This is a genomic window from Actinosynnema sp. (assembly GCF_052038725.1).
The window spans coordinates 1-1,637 of the sequence record NZ_JBQGCX010001447.1 but is presented as its reverse complement, the minus strand read 5'-3'; the positions used below and the strand labels follow the sequence as shown (position 1 = coordinate 1,637).

Sequence of the window (1,637 nt, the reverse complement as noted above, 5' to 3'; positions counted from 1 at the left end):
CCAGCGCGCCGCCCTGGTCGCGGTGCTGCGCGCCACGGTCGAGGCCGGGATGCACGACGAGCCCGGCCGGTGGCGCAACGTCGTGGTGCGCTGCCCGGAGACCACGCTGGCCAACGTCGCCCTGCCCACGGCAGACGGCTTCCTGGTCGTCCACTACCGCAAGCGGGACGAGGGCGGCGGCGTCATGCAGGCCACCGGGCTCCAGTTCACCCGCGAACCGGACAGCCCCACCCCGCCGCCGGGCATGGCCCTGCTGGAGTCGGACCCCGCGCGCGGCGCGCTGACCGGCGCGGACGTGCTGCGGTTCCTGGACGCGCTGGCCGAGCGTGGGCCCGCCCCGTGGCGGCCGGACGCCGGTCCCGCCCTGGCCGAGCTGACCGGTGCGGGCCGGGTGGCCGCGACGGCGCTGCTCACCGGGATGCCCGGCCTGCGCTTCCGGCCGAAGGTGTTCCTCGACGCCGCCGAGCGCGCGCTGGTCGGGCTGAGCAGCGCCGAGACCGCCTCGGCCTGCCCGGTCCTCGGCGCGCTGTCCGCCCGCCGGAGGCTGGCCCTGCTCGCCGCCGCCGTGCCCGCCGACCCGCTGGCGCTGTGGGACGCGGGCCCGGACGTCGAGTCCGTCGCACGGGTGTGGACCGACGCCTTCGGCAAGCGCGCGTCGCTGCCCGACGACCTCCAGGTCGTGGTCAACCGGGAGCTGTGGCACGACGACGAGCGGCGCCGGGTCTCCGACCTGCTCAACCCGGACCTGGCCCGCTGGCTGCACGTCGACGGCGAGACCACCCTCGTGGACGCCGAGCCGGTGGTCTCCGACGAGGCGGCCTTCGACGGCGACGACCTGTCCGGGGCGCCCGGCGCGCTGGCCTGGCTGGCCTACCGGCTGCCCGCCGCCTCGCCGCTGCGGCCCGCGCTGGCCCGCTCGCTCGACCTGGTCCGCGCGCGCCTGGCGCACGAGGGCTTCGCCTTCCTGCTCCGCGACCTCCCCGACGTCCAGGCGATCACCGACCTGACCGGCGTCGAGGTCGGCCCGGTCGGGGAGGTCGGCAGGCACCGGGAGTGGCTGGAGGTCGCCCGCTCGCACTTCAGCTTCTGCGCCCTGCTCGTGCGACCGGCCCTGCTCCGACCGCAGGACCAGCCGCTGCTCGACGCGCTCACCGAGGTCGTCCACAGCCGCTGGGACGTCGGCCGCCTGCGCCTGGCGCTCGACCCCGGCCTTGCCGCCGCCTGCGCCGTCACCGCGCCCGAGGGGACCGGTCCGGACGCGCACTTCCAGGACCCGACCTTCTCCGCGCCGCACCTGGTGGAGCAGGTCGCCGACCGGTACGGCCTGCCCGCCGACGCGGCGGCGCTCTACCTGCAACTGCTCGCCCTGCCGGACCCGACCGACGCGAACGTGGCGCGGTGGACCGGCTGGAAGCGCGCCCGCCTCACGAAGGCGCGGACCGCCCTCGCAGGCACCGACCTGGTCGTCGGCGGCAAGCGGTCCAGGGCCGGGCGCTCCCTGTTCCTGCCGGGCGGCTGGCTCGACCAGCGCAAACCCCGGCTGCCACTGGAGGTGTGGAAGACGTCGCTGTACGGCGGCGTCACCTACCCCGACCACTCGACGGGCGTGATCGCGCCCGCCGAACCCGTCGCCGACC

1 pseudogene is annotated in these 1,637 nt (G+C 76.9%); it reads left to right on the top strand.

What is annotated here, in order from left to right:
• Window positions 1-1,637, top strand: a pseudogene (locus ACTUAL_RS30605) (hypothetical protein); the annotation flags it as partial.